This is a genomic window from Streptosporangium sp. NPDC001681, from assembly GCF_040298085.1.
GTDB lineage: Bacteria > Actinomycetota > Actinomycetes > Streptosporangiales > Streptosporangiaceae > Streptosporangium.
This window is the reverse complement of the sequence record NZ_JBEOZN010000005.1, coordinates 40,915-56,280: the sequence shown is the minus strand read 5'-3', so window position 1 is coordinate 56,280 and position 15,366 is coordinate 40,915. Positions and strand designations below refer to the sequence as shown.

Annotated in this window: 16 protein-coding genes; 11 read left to right on the top strand and 5 right to left on the bottom strand. The window is 66.8% G+C overall.

What is annotated here, in order from left to right; translation table 11 throughout:
• The first annotated feature begins 75 nt into the window (after window positions 1–75).
• Entirely contained in the window at window positions 76–894 is an 819-nt protein-coding gene (locus tag ABT130_RS03445) for an alanyl-tRNA editing protein (RefSeq protein WP_350952477.1), read from the top strand.
• Between the two features lie 103 nt (window positions 895–997).
• Here ABT130_RS03445 and ABT130_RS03440 read toward each other — a convergent pair whose 3' ends face one another.
• Window positions 998–1,810 (bottom strand): hypothetical protein, encoded by an 813-nt coding sequence (locus tag ABT130_RS03440; RefSeq protein WP_350952475.1) that lies wholly within the window; start codon window positions 1,808–1,810, stop codon window positions 998–1,000.
• A gap of 241 nt (window positions 1,811–2,051) precedes the next feature.
• On the opposite strand from ABT130_RS03440, the gene ABT130_RS03435 reads away from it, so the two are divergent.
• The 3 genes from ABT130_RS03435 to ABT130_RS03425 all read left to right on the top strand — a co-directional run bounded on the left by ABT130_RS03435 (window position 2,052) and on the right by ABT130_RS03425 (window position 3,838).
• Window positions 2,052–2,300, top strand: a complete 249-nt coding sequence (locus tag ABT130_RS03435; protein WP_350952473.1) for a hypothetical protein — start codon at window positions 2,052–2,054, stop codon at window positions 2,298–2,300.
• Window positions 2,297–2,692, top strand: a complete 396-nt coding sequence (locus ABT130_RS03430) for a hypothetical protein (RefSeq protein WP_350952471.1) — start codon at window positions 2,297–2,299, stop codon at window positions 2,690–2,692. The genes ABT130_RS03435 and ABT130_RS03430 overlap by 4 nt, the downstream gene beginning before the upstream one ends.
• Before the next feature lie 495 nt (window positions 2,693–3,187).
• A complete protein-coding gene (locus ABT130_RS03425) occupies window positions 3,188–3,838 on the top strand; it encodes a hypothetical protein (RefSeq protein WP_350952469.1) in 651 nt (216 codons plus the stop codon).
• A gap of 506 nt (window positions 3,839–4,344) precedes the next feature.
• Here ABT130_RS03425 and ABT130_RS03420 read toward each other — a convergent pair.
• Window positions 4,345–4,644 (bottom strand): hypothetical protein, encoded by a 300-nt coding sequence (locus ABT130_RS03420; RefSeq protein ID WP_350952467.1) that lies wholly within the window; start codon window positions 4,642–4,644, stop codon window positions 4,345–4,347.
• Window positions 4,645–4,811: 167 nt separating this feature from the next.
• Here ABT130_RS03420 and ABT130_RS03415 point away from each other — a divergent pair, with 167 nt between their 5' ends.
• From ABT130_RS03415 to ABT130_RS03385, 7 genes are all read left to right on the top strand, one after another.
• A complete protein-coding gene (locus tag ABT130_RS03415; RefSeq protein ID WP_350924978.1) occupies window positions 4,812–6,314 on the top strand; it encodes a pyridoxal phosphate-dependent decarboxylase family protein in 1,503 nt (500 codons plus the stop codon).
• A complete protein-coding gene (locus ABT130_RS03410) occupies window positions 6,311–7,852 on the top strand; it encodes a phenylacetate--CoA ligase family protein (protein ID WP_350952465.1) in 1,542 nt (513 codons plus the stop codon). Before ABT130_RS03415 ends, ABT130_RS03410 begins: the two co-directional genes overlap by 4 nt.
• 48 nt (window positions 7,853–7,900) lie before the next feature.
• Entirely contained in the window at window positions 7,901–8,401 is a 501-nt protein-coding gene (locus ABT130_RS03405; protein WP_350952463.1) for a DUF8788 domain-containing protein, read from the top strand.
• A 25-nt stretch (window positions 8,402–8,426) separates the two neighbouring features.
• Window positions 8,427–9,209, top strand: a complete 783-nt coding sequence (locus tag ABT130_RS03400) for a hypothetical protein (RefSeq protein ID WP_350952461.1) — start codon at window positions 8,427–8,429, stop codon at window positions 9,207–9,209.
• A 93-nt stretch (window positions 9,210–9,302) separates the two neighbouring features.
• Complete coding sequence (locus ABT130_RS03395) at window positions 9,303–9,716, top strand: DUF8788 domain-containing protein (protein ID WP_350924986.1); 414 nt, start codon at window positions 9,303–9,305, stop codon at window positions 9,714–9,716.
• Window positions 9,713–10,261, top strand: coding sequence for a DUF8788 domain-containing protein (locus ABT130_RS03390; RefSeq protein ID WP_350952459.1), 549 nt, complete (start codon window positions 9,713–9,715; stop codon window positions 10,259–10,261). Before ABT130_RS03395 ends, ABT130_RS03390 begins: the two co-directional genes overlap by 4 nt.
• Window positions 10,262–10,627: 366 nt before the next feature.
• Window positions 10,628–11,395 carry an MBL fold metallo-hydrolase gene (locus ABT130_RS03385; protein WP_350952457.1) on the top strand — a complete coding sequence of 256 codons (768 nt, stop codon included), beginning with the start codon at window positions 10,628–10,630 and terminating at the stop codon, window positions 11,393–11,395.
• A gap of 44 nt (window positions 11,396–11,439) precedes the next feature.
• Here the strand turns inward: ABT130_RS03385 and ABT130_RS03380 are convergent, their stop codons facing one another.
• The 3 genes from ABT130_RS03380 to ABT130_RS03370 form a co-directional block, all read right to left on the bottom strand.
• The gene (locus tag ABT130_RS03380) at window positions 11,440–12,054 is read right to left on the bottom strand and encodes an ATP-binding protein (protein ID WP_350952455.1); all 615 of its coding nucleotides are present in this window, start codon (window positions 12,052–12,054) and stop codon (window positions 11,440–11,442) included.
• 435 nt (window positions 12,055–12,489) lie between these two features.
• Complete coding sequence (locus ABT130_RS03375; protein ID WP_350952453.1) at window positions 12,490–13,233, bottom strand: hypothetical protein; 744 nt, start codon at window positions 13,231–13,233, stop codon at window positions 12,490–12,492.
• Window positions 13,234–14,061: 828 nt separating this feature from the next.
• The gene (locus ABT130_RS03370) at window positions 14,062–15,114 is read right to left on the bottom strand and encodes a hypothetical protein (RefSeq protein ID WP_350952452.1); all 1,053 of its coding nucleotides are present in this window, start codon (window positions 15,112–15,114) and stop codon (window positions 14,062–14,064) included.
• Between the last annotated feature and the right edge of the window lie 252 nt (window positions 15,115–15,366).

The following is a 15,366-nucleotide window of genomic DNA, read 5'->3' as shown; positions in this document are numbered from 1 at the left end:
GGTCATATCGTGTTCGGCGCGGTCCTCGCGGTCGCTTGCGGAATGACACGGAACGATGGGAACCAAAGATCAGCTATGGACACACAGGTCACCTATCCACGCGGCGACGTCCACGGGGTCTCGCGGGTGGTCTCGGCCACACCGGTGAGCGGCGGCTACGGCGTGGTGACGGCACAGACACCCTTCCATCCCCTGGACCACACCTGGCCCGACCAGCCCGCCGACCGGGGGACCGTGAACGGGCTGCCGGTCGTCGACTGCGTGACCGGCGCGTCGGACGGCGAGCGGCTCTACCTGGGGGAGGAGATCCCGGTACGCCGCGGCGCCGACGGCTGGCAATGGCTCGTGGTCCACGTGCTGAAGGAGCCGATCGCCGGGGACGTCGAACTGGTCGTCGACGAGGCGTACCGGTCGGCGCTCTCCGCGGGGCACAGCGCGTGCCACCTCGCCGCGCTGGCCCTCAACGCGGCGCTGGCCGACCGGTGGCGCAAGGAGGTGACGCCCGACTCGCTCGGCCGGCCCGACTTCGACCAGGCGGCGATCACCACGTCACGGATCGTGGAACACGGCAGTGACGACGTCTACCGCCTGGGCAAGTCGCTGCGGAGAAAGGGATTCGACGCCGAGGGCCTCGACCTCGCGGAGCTCACCCGGCGGATCGACGACCAGCTCGGCGAGTGGATCGCGGCCGATGCGCCGATCACGGTGGACAGCCCGTCCCCTTCCCTGTCCGCGCGGCGGATGTGGCACTGTTCGCTGCCCGAAGGCGAGGCGCGCATCCCCTGCGGCGGGACGCATGTCTCGCGGACCTCCGAACTGGGTTCCGTACGGGTCTCCCTCTCCCTCCAGGACGCGGAGCTCACGATGCGCAGCGTCGTGAGCCCTCCCGCGTAGCGGCACGAGGGAGAGGTCGGCCCGCGGTCACACCGGACCGGTGAACATCGGCTCACCCCGCTCACCGGTCCTCCCGCTCAACCCGCTCTTTGGTCTTCCCTGCTCACCTGCTCACCGCGGAAGCCAGGGCGCGCACCCGCTCGGCGTTCCGGTCGTGGCCGATGACGACCGGTGGCTCGTTGTACGGCATGGCGTCGGAGGAGCGGCGCAGCTTGACGTACTGGCCGCAGGCGTCGACGGCGTAGGGTTCCATGTCGTCCTGGAGCGCGCCGATCACCGTGATCCCGTACGTCTCGCCGATCCGGCGGAACAGCGCCACGGCCTCCCTGCGATGCTCCTTGCCGAGGTTGCGGCCCAGCTCGTCGAGGACCAGGCACAGGTGCCCGCCACCGGAGGACGCGATCGCCGCCGCGCAGACCAGTTTCACCGCCTTCTCGTCCATCAGCGCGGTGTTGGCCCGCCGGTTGTACGGCACGAACCCCTGCCCCTCGCCCCTGCGCCACTTGGGCGTCACCCGCCACGCCCAGCGCTGCTCGGGGTCGGCGGGCGCGGGCGGCACGGGGAACTCCAGCGTCGCGCCGTAGCCTCCGTAGGAGGTGTCGAGCCTGTCGAACTCCTCGGCCACCCGGGTCAGCCGCGCCTTGATCGCGGCGGTCAGCGCGGCCCGGTGCACGGCGGTGGACTGCGCGGCCTCCTCGGCACCCTTGGCGGCGGCCGTCAGGTCACGCTGCCGGGTGGTGATCTGCGTCTCGATCTGGCGGCGCCGGTGCCGTTCGTACTCCTCCTGGCCGCGCAGGTAGGACGCGAGCGCCGAGCACACGCCGGGGAACGTCGCCTGCTCGCGGGCGGTGGGGCCGGGCGCCGGGGCGGGCCCCGCCCGGAGCCGCGAGCGCCCGGGCTGGGGGCGCGCGCCCACCACCCCCGGGCGGGGGGGGGGGTGGCCCCGCGCCCCCCCCCCGCCACACTGCTGCGGGTGCGCGGGTCGAGGAGGTCGGGCCACGGCCACGAGGGCGACGGTGGCTGGCTTTCTGAGCACGTCGTCGAACCGGTGCAGGTGCTTGTAGTCGCCGAAGGCCGGATCCGTAGTATTTGGGATCTAGCCGGATATTTAGGCAAACTGGTTGGCTTGATGCTGGCAACTGCATTGACTATGCTGAATGAAACGGAACGAGCTGCTTGGCCGGATGGCTCGCCTGGCCAAGCGGTACGGCTTCGAGTTCTCGAAGACGCCCGATGTGCATGGTGGCAGCCATGACAAGTGGTATGTCCGAGGAGGCGCGGTCATCGTGCCGCGTCATGCTGAAGTCAACGAGTTGACGGCCAAGGGCATTCTCAAGGAGTGGGACACACTACTCGCTGAAGCTCAACAGGACATGAGCCAGGATGACGAGGAGGAGGCCAGGTGAACGAGTTCCGGGTCACGGCCCAGCGGTCCGGTGGCTGGTGGGCGCTGGAGATCGAAGGGCCGGGATTGCGGCGTCCGGCGCATACTCAAGCGCGGCGGCTCGATCAGGCCGAGGAGACGGTACGCGATCTACTGGCCCTTCGCTTCGACATCGACGACCCGGCCGTGACCGCCTGGCAGATCACGGTGGTTCCCGTCCTGGGGGAGGAACTCGCCGCGGAGGTCGCGCGGACCAGGGAGATTCGCCGGGAGGCGGACCGGTTGCGTGATGACGCGGTCAGTCGTTCCCGCGAGGCCGCGCGCCGTCTGCACGAGCAGGGGCTTCCCCATCGGGACATCGGCTTGCTACTCGGAGTCTCTCACCAGGCGGTCAGCAAGCTTCTCGCTGGTTAGATCGACACTCACCGGTCAGAACCGACGACGGATGCCTTCCGGCGTTCGACAGGATGATGGGGCCAAGGGAGTTCCGTATCACCTGGCTTGCCGGCGTCTAGGAGATTTTCACCAACGGCGCCCACTGCCCGGCTGTCGCTGGGAGGGGCGGGTTGAGAACGACCGAGGCGTTCAATGTTCCCGGCTGGAGTCCGCCCTTCCACGGGTGGATGGTGGTCGGTCCACTCGCGGAGCCGGGCGTGCCGGTGAGAATGTAGCGCTTCATCGTCGTCCGGTTAACTTTCTGATCACGCATCGGAACGATCTTGGTCGTAGAGGGTGCTGGTCTGCCTGGGGGCGCAGTGGACGGTGCCGGCGCCGTTGCCGCCCAAGGGCAAGGAAACGGGCCGACCACAAAGTAGCGGTGATGTAGATCTTGCTCTCTGTGCGTGGTTGGCATGAGCCGAGGTCGGTGTGACCTCGCCCGGGCTCTTGAAAGGTGCGTACTCTCGCGGAGTGAAGATCATTCGCAGTATGGTTGGAGTCCTCACGCTCGGTGCGGGATTTGGAGCGATCACCTTCCTTACCAAGGACGCATCCTCTCCAGGCGGGATGATCGGACGCCGGTTGGTGGACGCAGACTGGGCGTGGGTCGTGAAGGTCGCAGAGGTGGCGAGCCTGCTGCTGGACGTTGGCTGGGCCTGGGCGGCGCTGGCGGTGGCCGCAGGGTGGCTGGTCGGTGGGCTCATCCGAGGAGCGGCCGCCGGCACTCTGGCATTGATCGCGGCCACTGCGGCGTACTACTGCGCGAAGTTCGCCCTAGCGGAGGTTCCGCTGGCCGGGCAGTGGAGTCTGATGCGCTACTGGTGGTTCGCGAGTGTGCTCTTCGGGCCGATGCTGGGCGCCGCAGGCGCGAGCATCCGGCATCCTGGAGTGATTGGCCTGTTTGCCAGGTCGACGGTACCGATCGGCGCGATCGTCCAGATGACCTTTCTGCCGCCCCGAATCTTTCTGATTGGACGCCCGGAGGCGGCCTGGGCGCTGGTGATCGTATGGACGGCCGCCGCAGTGAGCATCGGCGTCATCCTCATCCGGTTCCTTGCCGCAGTGCGGCACCGGGACTTGGAGATCAACGCTCATGAAAGTCGGTCCCAGCAGGCGCCCTGATGACCCGGCGACGGAGGTAGGTCCGGCCCAGCGAGCGGCTGGGGTGCCTGGGCTGGTATACGGAGCCGCCTCCCGCGTGAGCAGGCGTTTTCTGTCAGGACGGCACAGTGATGCCGTCCAGAGCCTCAGCGGGCCTGGCGCCGCCCGAAAACGTTAGAGGTTTTCCCTTTTAGTGCCGAAGCATCGGGAAAGACCGACATATCACCCCATCGAGGCTTCTACTACTGTAATTTGGAGAATACAACCACATGCAATAAGGGTGTCCTTTTAGCGGGATCGCCCGTTGGGGCGGCCTCGAACTCTGAGTTCACTCCAGGTTTGTGAGAAAAACTCATAAGCCCCAAAACGGATGAGACCCACCGAACATCCCCCATCTCAATCGCCATGCGTAAGTAACTGTGGCCGGAATCTGTCACTCCACCTGCATTCGAGGTCTTGCGCCCCTCTGTCATCAATGATTAGCTCGCTTACGTGACGGGCGCGCCAATGTATACGGAGGGTGAAACTCAGGTCGAGTTAATCGCGATTCGTCCATGACGGGTCTTCTTCAGATCCTGATCGTCGGCGACATCGTCGCCGGACTGATTCGAACTGCTTGAACAGGGCGTGAACAGGGGGCAATGAGGCCCTCTCGTGCCATCTGCCACCATCGCCGATCGACATCCCCTCTTGAAGTTGGACCGTTCCAATCTGCCGGAACGGCCCAGCGGCGGCACGAATGCCGCCTCGTGTCCCCGGATGCCGGGGATCTCTTTCTCGCTCGACGCATCGCCGCAGATCACGCATTTATTCGCGAGAACCTTCATGTGATCGTCCGGGAATTCAATGCACCATGCCCGAATTCTCGTCCAGGAACGACCATGTGGGCGTTCTCGACGCCGAATCGTTTGGAGTCTCCTCCGTGACGAGTTCGCTTTCCGATGTCCAGAGTTCCTTTCCAGAGCCGACGACCGGCGAAGGCTACCGGTCACCCATGCCGGGCCTCGCCGCGGCCTTCGACCCCGAACGTTTCCACGACGGCGCCGTGGACATCGTCAGCCGCCTGACGACATATCTGGGCGACCGGTCGGTCCGGGGACTCGACCTCCTCGATCCGGCGGTGCTGCTGAAGGCCGCGCGGGAACTGATGACCCCGGAACGGCGGCGCATCGCCGACTTCGACGCCGACCGGGTGAACCAGATCGTCGACCTGTACACGGAGACCGGCATCCCGGTCTACTCACCCGGCTACATGGGACGGCAGTTCTCCGGTGTGGTGCCACTGGCCAGCCTCATCGACCTGGTCGGCTCGGTGGTCAACCAGCCCTCCTCCTTCTATGAGGCCGGGCAGCTCCCCAACGTCGCCGAGCGGCTCATGGCCGAGGAGCTCAACCGATTCATCGGCTGGGACCGCGACCGGTTCGCCATGGTGACGACCTCGGGGGGCTCCCTGGCCAACCTGACCGCGCTGCTGGCCGCCCGCAACCGCGCCTTCCCGCAGATCTGGACGCGCGGCGCCGGCGGCATGTCGGGTCCCCCGGCCATCGCGGTCAGCGAGGAGGCCCACTACAGCGTGACCCGGGCGGCCGGGGTGCTCGGCATCGGGGAACGGCAGATCGTCCGGCTCCCGGTCGACCGGGCCGGGCGGATCCGCCCCGATCTGGCCGGCCCGGTACTGGACGAGGCGCACCGGCGCGGTCTGCGACCGTTCTGCCTGGTGGCCACGGCCGGGACCACGTCGATGGGCGCCTTCGACCCGCTGGAGGAGCTCGCGGCCGTGGCACGCCGGTATGGTCTCTGGCTCCATGTGGACGGGGCGCACGGGGCGAGCCTGCTGCTGTCGGACCGGCACCGGGACAGGCTGCGCGGCATCGAGCAGGCCGACTCGCTGACCTGGGACGCACACAAGATGCTGTTCATGCCGGCGCCGTGCACGCTGCTCTTCTACCGCGACGGCGCGACGGCGCGCGGTGCGTTCCGGCAGCGCGCCAGCTACGTCTTCGACGAGGAACCGGACGTCTACAGCGCCTATGACAGCGCGGACAAGAACTTCGAGTGCACGAAACGCCCGATGATCATGCCGCTCTGGACGGTCTGGTCGGTCTACGGCCCGGCGCTGTTCGCGCAGAGGATCGACCGGCTGTGCGCGGTGGCCCGGCAGGCGTACCGGATGCTCGCCGCCGAGCCGGACTTCGCCGTGGCACACGAGCCGGAGTCCAACATCCTGTGCTTCCGGTACCGGCCGGACGGCCTGGAACCGGCGACCGTGCACCGGCTGCAGCTGGAGATCCGCAACCGGATCCGGGGCGGCGGGCGCTTCTTCATCTCCAAGGTCGACATCGACGGGGTGGCGGCGCTGCGCGTGGTGGTGATGAACCACCTGATCGACGCCGACCACCTGGCCATGCTCATCGCCGAGATCAGGGACATCGGGCAACGGGTGCTGCGCGCGAGCGCCGCGGCCCGGCACGACCAGCGGAATGGGAGTCATTCATGACCATGACGGATTTGGACACCGCCGCCTCGACGGAGCTGGCGGCACGGCTGATCCCCGAGGAGGAGCTGCGGCCCCGCTCGGTGGACGACGTCACCCGGCTGCCGTCGTTTGCGGGGAAGCTGGAGGAGTGCGGGCGGCTCACCGGAGTCCCGTACTGCGAGTCCCCGCTCGACCTTCAGAACGCGCTGGTGTTCCGCCGACTTCAGCAGCTCGTCGGCGTCGCCCTGCTCAACCCGCTGTGGCGCGAACGGCTGCACTACTTCGGGATCCGCGGCGCCCCCGCCGACATGTCCGAGTGGGAGCGGATCCCTCTCTCGGACAAGACCGTGCAGCGGGACATGTTCATGGGCGCACGGGCCGGGATGGTCGTGCCGCTCGGCCACGGCGGGTTCGAGGTGGTGGCCAGCGGCGGCACCGGTGACGGCATGCCCCTGGAGATCGTGTACTCCCTGCGGGAGCTGCGCGACACCTACCGCATCGCCGGGGCGTTCATGGGCGCCTACCAGCTCGGCCGCTACCTGCGCGGCCCCGCGCCGCGCTGGCTGTTCACCACCCTGGCCGACTACCAGATGTGGAGCAGCGGGACCATGGTCGGCGGCGTCCTGTCCCACGTCCCGGGGGTCAACTACATCGGCGCGGGACCGGTGAGCGCGCCGGTACTGGAGCACATGTTCTCCTACCCCGGCCACAAGGCGCTGATGGGCATCACCGCCGGCATCGGGCTCCTGCCCGAGCTGGGCGCGGGCCTGCCCCCGCACGCCAGGGAGAGCTTCCGGGTCGCCATGTACGGCAGCGGCTCCCTGCCGCAGCGCAAGCGCGACGAGCTGCGGGCGTTCTTCCCCAACGTGTCGATCCTCAGCTACTTCGCCGCGACCCAGGCCGAGTGCGTCGGGCTCCAGCTCGACCACACCTCGCCGGCGCTCTCCGCCGTGCCGGGGCTGCACCTGGTGGAGATCGTGGACGAGCACGGCCGTGCCGTCGCCGAAGGCGAGGAGGGCGAGCTGGTCGTCACCCGGCTGCACGCCGACGAGACGCCGCTGCTCCGGCTCAAGCTCGGCGATCGGATGATCCGCCGCCCCGCCCTGAACGGTCCCGGGCTGCGCACCGAGCGATTCGAGTTCGCCGGGCGCACCGCCGACGTGCTGCACCTCAACGACAGCCAGTACTCGGCGACGCTGGCCTACGCGGCCCTGCGCGGGCGGCTGTGCTCGACGGTCGGCGTCGACCTGGACCTGGTCGCGCACGAGGTCCAGTTCCACAACCACCGTGAGGACCGGACCCTCACCCTGCTGGTGGCGGTGGACGACGCCGAGGGCACGGCCGCGGCCGTCGAGCACGCCCTCGGCCCGAGCGGGACGCGGCAGCTGTTCACCCAGGCGCTGCCGAGCTCCCTGTCGCTCTTCAACGACCGGGAGGCCAACGCGGCGGCCATCGAGCAGACCGGATACGGGTTCCGGCTGGTGTTCGTGCCACCCTCCTCACCGCAGATCGAGCGGACCACCGTCGGCAAGACGCCACTGGTCAGGGACCGGGGCTGAGCACCTGGTGGCCCGTACGCCCGAATGACATCCGACAAGGGAGGATCGATGAAAGACAGGATCAGCATCGTCGTGATGGTCGACGCCGTCGGGGCGTTGTCCGACCGGACGCTGCACAACGGCAACCTCTCGCTGGTCGACGACAGCTCGGCGGGGAGCCGGCACCAGGGGACCCCCGACCTCGTCACGGTGGTGGTCCCGGGACAGGTCGTCCAGTGGACGCCCATCCACGTGGACGTGCAGACTCCGGTCGAGATCCAGGCCATCGAGTTTCTGTCCGGTGCGACCGTCCTGCCCCCGGCCGACCAGACCGTGCCGCCGTACCCGGTGGAGCCCGGAACCGTTCCGGCACCCGCCGCCGTGCCAGGGGCGGGGGCCGACGCCACCGATTCCAACGGGCACGAGAATTACGACCTACTGGTGTGGGAGGGCATTGTGCCCTACGACATGACGCCCGGTGTCCCGTACCGGTACCGGCTCTCCCTCAAGCTCCACGAAGGACCCAACAGCGTGCTGCACATCGACTCGCCCGCGCTGCTGCGCGTGTGAGCCACGTTCTGCGAAAGGCGGTTTCATGGCCCAGCAACACGGGATCATCGTGCTCTTCGACGTCGAGAACGCGCTCCGGACGCGGTCGCTCGACGGCAACACGTACTGGTTCGACAACATGAAGTTGCTCGGCTCAGTCGGGGTGGGCACCGAGCAACTGGTGACGATCGTGCCCGGCACCCATTTCCTCGACGGGTCGCAGGCGACCGAGCAGGTGCTGAACTGGTTGCCCGCGGCGCTGGGGGCGATCCCCCCGACGGTGCCGCGCAACTACCTGGCCGAGCAGGAACGCGCCGACGACCGGCGCACGCTGGAGGAGCTGGCCGCGCTCAGCGGCGAGGGCGGCGTGAGCGGCGCCGATCTCAAGCGGCTGCAGCAGCGGGTCGGCAGGCATGCCCGCAAGTCGGGCGGCGGACGCGGCCTCACCGAGGCCAAGCTGCTGGACGTCACCGGCAGGACCACGAGCAGCCCCGGCGCGTACAACTACCCGGCTCCGGTGATCACCGATATCACCGGCCAGGCCGTCACCGAGAAGATCATGTACCCGGCCCAGTACGGGTCACCCGACATGATCTACGACGGCTGGTACTGGGCCGCGACCGTGGACACGAGCCGGCCCGGGGTCTACCCGTACACGGTGCACGTCCAGCTGCACGAGCTGGTCGAGCAGGACGACGAGCTGGTCTGGGAGTCCGTGGACCTGACCTGCGAGTCCAGCCTCAAGATCATCAACGATCCGAAGCGCAACGGGTTCACCGGCTCCGGACTGGGCGTGCTCCCCCTCCCGCCCGTCCCGGCCGCCGGCTGACCTGGTCCGAACCGGAGCATTCTCGACTGAAGGAGCCGTATGCCCCCGAGGAACAGACAGTCCGAACGCCGGCCCGCCCGGCCCGTCCGGCCCGTGACGATCACTGCGGTGGTCGACCCCGTGGCCGCGCTGGCGTCGGAGAACCTGGACGACAACCTCTACTTCTATGACACCAACGGGGCCGCAGGGTCCACCGGGTTCGGTACCCCCGAGCTGCACAGCCGGGTACGCAAGGGCGACACCCTGCTGTGGAACGTGATCCCGCTGGAGTGCGAGACCTACGTGGCCCTCGCCGACATCGAGATCGACCCGCAGATCGCCGAGCCCACGCGAAAGGTGTATCCCGGCACCGACATCGTGTTCTGGACCGCCGAGGTCAAGCAGGACCTCACCGAACCGGTCCCGTACCGGCTTTCGTTCCTGCTCGGCACCGTCGGCACGCCGTTCACCCCCACCGCCCGGCCGGCCCTGGCCGGTCCCGTCAACGAGGGAAAGGGAGGCCGATGACCCAGGAATACGCGGCTGCGGACTTCGCCGATCGCGGCCAGCTCAACTCCGTCCAGCTGAACGTGGTGACCCTCGTCGACATGGAGAAGGCCGCCGCGACGAAGTCCCTGGACGGCTGCCTCTACATGATGGACAACAGCGTCGGCGGGGTCGGGCAGGGCAGCGACCACCTGGAGACCATCTGCAAGCAGGGGCAGGTGATCAACTGGATCATCCGCCCGATCGACATGCACCGCCGTCCGGACGGCACCTGGCCTCCGATGCCGAAGATCAACAACCTGGTCTTCCTCGACATCGAGAAGGGCGACGAGGACGACGTCGCCGAACGCCGGATCATGACCGAGCTCAAGATCTACGGCGCTCCCGACCGGATGCGCGACCAGTACACCGCCGTCTACTACTACTGGGCCGGGGCGGTGATGAGCGAGGCCCGGCCGGGGCTCTACCGCTATCGGTTCGTCCTGGAGCTGGAGAAGGAACACGGCACCGACAAGCTGTACCTGAACTCGGCCCGCTATCCCGCCCTTCGGGTACTGCCCGTCTGACGGTCTTCGGGGCCGCGAGCACGATGCGGTGAAGGTGGAGGTCATGGTCGCCACCGGGCGGCGGCCATGACCGACCGGTGCGCGCGGCCCGACCGTCATCGGTACGGGTGGAGCCGGGGCCACCGCCGGTCACGGGGCCGCACGTGTCCGGTGTGTCCGGCGTGTCCGGGACACGCCGGATCCCGGCGACCTTCCGGCCAGGAAGGTCGTCCCGCGTGTCCCGGTTTCCGCACCTGCCGCATCGTTACAGGCCGGTATTTGATCCGGTGCAGAGGGTAATCACTCCAGGTAAATCGAGGTCATGTGCGGAATGCGGGGCTAGCATGATCCAGACGATGCCCGACCGTGCAGCGAACGGATCCGCTCATGACGACCACCATCACCGTGATCGGCGGCCCGACGGCCCTACTGGAACTCGGCGGGCTGCGCATCCTCACCGACCCGACCTTCGATCCGCCGGGAGATCACCCCGTCGGGCCGCTCACGCTCACCAAGACCATCGGCCCGGCACTCTCCCCGGCCGACGTCGGCCGGGTGGACCTGGTACTGCTCAGCCACGACCAGCACCCCGACAACCTGGACAGGCTGGGCCGCCAGATGATGTCCGCCGCGCCGCTGACCCTGAGCACGCCCGAGGCCGCCGCGCGCATCGGGGTCACCCCGATGCACCTCTGGCAGCACCACGACGTCGGCCGGGTGCGCGTCACCGCCGTTCCCGCCCTGCACGGCCCGCCGGGATGCGAGCCCATCGTCGGCCAGGTCACCGGCTTCGTGCTCACCGGCGACGGGCTGCCCACCGTCTACATCAGCGGGGACAACGCCTCGCTGGAGTACGTGGAGCTCATCGCCGGGCGGTTCCCGGTCGTCGACATCGCGCTGCTGTTCGGCGGCGCCGTCCGCACGCCCATGATCGACGAGCGGCTCACCCTGAACGCCACCGAGATGGTGATCGCCGCGCGCCTGCTGAAAGCCCGGCAGGTCGTGCCGCTCCATGTCGAGGGCTGGACCCACTTCACCGAGGGCCAGACGGACGTGCACGCCGCCTTCTCCGAAGCCGGCCTCGACGATCTGCTCGTTTCCCCCACTCCGGGACGACCGGTCTCCCTGGGGCCTGCACGGTCAGGTGCCCGGTGATGTTGCCCCTTGTCTGCGCGCGGGCCGCGTAGAGCGAACGGTGTTCAACCGGTCTCGGCTGGAGTCGGGTGGTGTTGGGTCCACTCGCGGAGTCGGGCCAGGTCGGGGAGGGGTGGGAAGGTCAGGCGGGTGCCCGATGGTGTGGGCAGGGCGAAGGCGACGGCCTTGCCGGGGGCGGCGGTGGTGTAGGTCGTGGTGGCGTAGACGTGGCAGTGACCGTGTGAGAGCCGGTGGGCCAGCAGCAAGCCGCGGCCGTTCTCGGCGAGTAGCGGCAGGCCAATCTCCTGTACCGAGTTCAGCAGGTTGAGGATGATGACGATCTCGTGCGGGTCGGGGTCGCCGTCGACGATCTCGCACCAGGTGGGGGTGCCGTCCAGGTGGTAGATCCGTAGTTCGAACGGCGGGCGGGCGTGTTTTTCGGCGTTGGCGGCCAGCTCGGCCACGATGAGTTCGGCGGAGTCGATGTCGTCATCGGGCAGGCCCGAGTCCTGGAGCACCTCCCGGACGACGGCTCGGGCACGGCGCGAGGCGGAGCCGGGCCGCAGAACCTTCACCAGCGCGCGGAGGTCTCCACCGCTGTATCCGTGGTCCGCCGAGAAGGCCGGGTCTTTGGTGGGGTGGCCGTCAGTGCCCAGGGGGATGCCACCAAATGGCCGCATGAGCGCGCTCCGTTCGTTTCCGATGACCGTGAGCGGTAGCGAACACGACAGAGGGCGGGAGGTGGAATCCGTCCCGCCCTCGTTTGGTACAACGGCCAAAGATCGTGGCCGCCATGGTCGGCGCCTGGTCGTTTCTTGGGGTCCTCGGTGTCATGGCGAACTTCGCATCCGTTCGGTGGGCCTCCCGTACGACCTGCGCGTCCGGACCCGTCAGCTCCGCATATAGGCAGGAAGGGGTCGCTGCTCCTGCCGATGTCTTCGCCGCTGGTCGCGTCGTCTTGTGCGAAGTCCTTCATGGGCACGCCACCGGTCAAAAAATCGAAGCCGTCACGGCGAGCGGGGTCATCGCTCGCCATGACGGCTTGCATGAGCAGGACCAACGTGGGCGGTTCATCTGCCCGTCCGGCTCAATGGACAGATCGTGTCACATTGAACTCACCCTGAAAAACCATGGCCTTTGAGGCGTGCGATCAGGTCGTCCATGCTTTTGGGCTCCGCCCACCCCGAGCGAGTGCCCGCGACGTCCAGCGGTTCGATTCCGCCCACGAGAGTCTGGCCACCCGAACTTTTCTGCTGGACAAGTGTCTGATCTTCGAATACGAGGCCCTGGGGCGGAGGAGTGGTGAGAATCGCATCGGCGGAAACGGCGGCTCCAGGCTTTACGACTTCCCCTTCGTAGGGAATGTGATCGGCTGCGAACACCATGGCCTTGGTGCCGGTGGGGATGGATTTCTCGAAGTCTTCCATAGACTTCTTGGGGACCCACTCCTCGGGTTTCTTTGAATCGTCTCGGATCACGGCTCCTCGGAACAGCTCAACAAATATCATTGAATCGCTGTCTGTCTTCCTCTCTTTGATCCCTTTCAAGGGTTGGGTGACCTTGATCCTGAGGATGACACGATGTTCGAGCGGCCCGTTTGGATAGGTGGCCAGAGCCGGACCTTCCTGCCAGCCGTCGACCACGCCTGCGGCGACGATCGGCTGGACCTTCGCCAGCGCCTCCGGTGAGGGCAGGGCCTGGAAGTCGGATTCCGCGATCCGGAGAATCGAGACGTCGAGCGCTTTGTGATTCCCTTGGGAAATCTGGGCCGTAGCAGGGGTGCCGAATGTCTCACCGTCTGTGCACCCGCTCAGGGCAAGAGCCGAAACAAGGGTGAGAGAAGCGATAGGCCGCTTCATCGACGGGCTCCTTTCTGTTTTAGGGCCACCAAGAGTTCGCATGACTGAGGTGATGACTGTTGTATTGCCACGTCCATGAACCGGCGGGATCGTCGGCGTATGAGACATTTCCGCTCACCATACAGTCCAGTACGCCTCCTGGTGGAATGGCGGGAGGGCTGGCGAATCCAGCATAATGATCGAAGCCCGCAGTGTGCCCTAGTTCATGGCATACTGTCTTAATGTATTGATGGTGCGGATACTCTGAGCTTTCAATATTGTTAACGCCTATGGTGATCTGCCTCTGGTCACAGTGAGTGCTGTTGGACGCTGTCTCTACGAAGCAGGGGGCGGTGCCGAACTGTCCGTTCAGGTTCCCTTGTTTCCATACGACATCGGTTGCAGGATCGCCGTCTTGATTTGAATTCTGTGTATCGCATGTAGCGTGCTGAGGGATGCCGGGTATGGTGGTGGAGTTGTATAGGTAGTTCATCGCCCCTGGGATGTAGCTCCTGAGCGTCGACCCTGCCGTGCTGTGATAACACCAGCTGTGTGTGCTCTTGTCCGGGTACCATCCGTCGAATGGCCAGGGGTTGGCCATGACTGATGCCGGTGCCACGGTTACAGCTATCGTGGTCACGATGGTGGAAAGTGTGGCGACGATAATGAGTCGCCATTTACCGATAATCATTTTCGCCTTTCCTGTGGTGGTCGACGAGGAGGCCCTCTTTTCTTGTCATTCTCTGCTCCCTCTTGGTTGATCATGAACTATGACTACCAAATTTTTCAAGTGTTGACATCCATGTAAATTATTGCATAGGCCACTTATGATTGATTTGCTACCTTTAGTTAATTTTGAATTTTCGTCTCTCGGATAAGTCGCTTCGGAGCGGACAACTCGGCGCCAGGGGTTCTTCCGCTTCCGCACTTGCCAGGGGCTCCGAGGACAGGTGGGGCAGAAGGCCCCAACCGGGTGGGGTCTGCGTATCCGCCGCTTTCGCCTCGCGGAACGGATGCGGGGGCCCCGGGGCTTGGCCGGGGGACGGTATCTCCCACCTGCGCGTCGCAGAACGGATGCCGGGGGTCGTGTCCGCAGCCGGGGCAGGCGGTGCCGTCGGCGATGTCGGCGGCCAGCTTTCTGAGCACGTCGTCGAACCGGCGCAGATGCTCGTAGTCGCCGAAGGCCGGATCACCGACGAACTTGGCGCAGTAGTCGGCGATGGCCGGCGAGGAGTGCCGAGGAAGAGCCTCGGAGATCCTTTTCAGCAGCCGGGAGCGTAGCCAGGCCGGGGCGCGGCGGTAGTGGTCGGGCAGCCTGCCGAGCAGCTCGGCGGCCATCCGGGACAACTCTTCCGGATTCGCCGCAGGCGTCGGCGCGGCGCCCGGCCTCTTACGGTCCGCAGGCTCGCCTACGGCGAGAAGAGGTGGGTTTTCGCTGATCTTCTCGGGGTTCTGGTCTTCTTGCTTTGCTGCTCTTCTTATACGGGTGGGTTTTCCTGCGTTGGTTTTCCCGGCGTAGGCCGCGACCTGGGGTTTCACGGTGTCCGTGCTGGTCGGGGCCAACGATGGGTTTTCCGGCGCGGGCTCGTCGGCGGTGAGTTGCGGCGACCAGGGGTCGCAGATGATGTAGGTGACGGCGCCGAGCCTGCCGTCGCGGCCCCGTTGGCGCTCGCGCACCAGGTAGCCGTACGCCTCCAGTTCCCCGATGGCGGTCCGGGCCGCGTCCCGGCCGTCCGGGGCGGCGCAGACGATGGTCTTCTCCGAGACCCGGAAGCCGGTCGCGTGCGAGGTCAGCCAGGCCAGCATGCCGCGTGCCTTCCACGACAGCCGCAGGTCACGGAGCCAAAGGTTGGATATCCGGGTGAACCGGTCGCAGGGCGGTTTTGCCTGCCGGATGCTCATCGCCCGCCCTCCGAGACTGAGGAGACGATCGTCTGGCGGCAGAGGATGTTTGATACGGGCGCGGGCGCGCGGGTACAGTCGAGCACGGATCTTTCTCCTGGTGTTGCAGGGTGAATTGATCAAGGCCCTGGGACGGTGTTGGTAGCACCGACTCGGGGCCGTCTTTCTTTTTCCGGGTGACCGGCTCTGGGCGCCGTGGCACGGTCTGTCGTTCTGGCCCGCCCGCTCACCCGGGCTCGCCGATCTCTCGGC

Excerpts from the sequence above, each read along its gene's own strand:
- ABT130_RS03445 (WP_350952477.1), top strand. The coding sequence starts at position 76 with ATGGACACACAGGTCACCTATCCACGCGGCGACGTCCACGGGGTCTCG.
- ABT130_RS03435 (WP_350952473.1), top strand. The coding sequence starts at position 2,052 with ATGAAACGGAACGAGCTGCTTGGCCGGATGGCTCGCCTGGCCAAGCGG.
- ABT130_RS03420 (WP_350952467.1), bottom strand. The coding sequence starts at position 4,644 with ATGAAGGTTCTCGCGAATAAATGCGTGATCTGCGGCGATGCGTCGAGC.
- ABT130_RS03415 (WP_350924978.1), top strand. The coding sequence starts at position 4,812 with ATGCCGGGCCTCGCCGCGGCCTTCGACCCCGAACGTTTCCACGACGGC.
- ABT130_RS03410 (WP_350952465.1), top strand. The coding sequence starts at position 6,311 with ATGACCATGACGGATTTGGACACCGCCGCCTCGACGGAGCTGGCGGCA.
- ABT130_RS03405 (WP_350952463.1), top strand. The coding sequence starts at position 7,901 with ATGAAAGACAGGATCAGCATCGTCGTGATGGTCGACGCCGTCGGGGCG.
- ABT130_RS03400 (WP_350952461.1), top strand. The coding sequence starts at position 8,427 with ATGGCCCAGCAACACGGGATCATCGTGCTCTTCGACGTCGAGAACGCG.
- ABT130_RS03390 (WP_350952459.1), top strand. The coding sequence starts at position 9,713 with ATGACCCAGGAATACGCGGCTGCGGACTTCGCCGATCGCGGCCAGCTC.
- ABT130_RS03385 (WP_350952457.1), top strand. The coding sequence starts at position 10,628 with ATGACGACCACCATCACCGTGATCGGCGGCCCGACGGCCCTACTGGAA.
- ABT130_RS03380 (WP_350952455.1), bottom strand. The coding sequence starts at position 12,054 with ATGCGGCCATTTGGTGGCATCCCCCTGGGCACTGACGGCCACCCCACC.
- ABT130_RS03375 (WP_350952453.1), bottom strand. The coding sequence starts at position 13,233 with ATGAAGCGGCCTATCGCTTCTCTCACCCTTGTTTCGGCTCTTGCCCTG.
- ABT130_RS03370 (WP_350952452.1), bottom strand. The coding sequence starts at position 15,114 with ATGAGCATCCGGCAGGCAAAACCGCCCTGCGACCGGTTCACCCGGATA.